Source organism: Burkholderia stagnalis, assembly GCF_902830275.1.
GTDB lineage: Bacteria > Pseudomonadota > Gammaproteobacteria > Burkholderiales > Burkholderiaceae > Burkholderia > Burkholderia stagnalis.
In genome coordinates, this window is the sequence record NZ_CADESW010000088.1 from 1 (window position 1) to 514 (window position 514).

Genomic DNA, 514 nt, shown 5'->3' on the forward strand with positions numbered 1-514 from the left:
CCGTGCCGTCGTCGGCCACCCGGAAAATCGCCGGCATGCGCCGGTTGTTCGGGATGCGCAGATACGTAAAGCGCCCGTCGTCCCATGCCGCGGTCGGCGCGATATCGTCGGAATTCGGCATGACCTGCATCGAGTACCGTGCGTTACGCACGACCGGCGGCTGCGCCAAGCGCTTCGCGACCAACCCGGCATCCGAATCCCCACGCGCCTGTTTGGCCAGTTCATCCGGATAGACGAAGGTCACGCGGTACATCACGCGGTCATTGCCGAACCTCGCCTTGAGTGGCAGCACCACCAGATCGAAGCTGTAGCTGCGCCGGTCGGTTCGGATCTCGAGGTTCGAATCGTGCGCGGCGAGTTGCGGCTTCAGGTAGACGTCGTGATCACCCTTGTTCGCAACCACCTGCCAGCCGTCCCGATCACCGGGTGCGACGACCTGGATGTGCTCGTGCGGATCGAGCGCAATGTGTGTGGCAAAGCCGCGCTGCGCCTCGATGCGCCCTACGTCGTCCGC

General features: G+C 64.6%; 1 protein-coding gene. It reads right to left on the minus strand.

Annotation, left to right across the window (positions count from 1 at the left end; translation table 11 throughout):
* On the minus strand, positions 1 to 514 hold a 514-nt coding region (locus HWY45_RS36340), incomplete at both ends, for a TrbG/VirB9 family P-type conjugative transfer protein (RefSeq protein WP_176118500.1).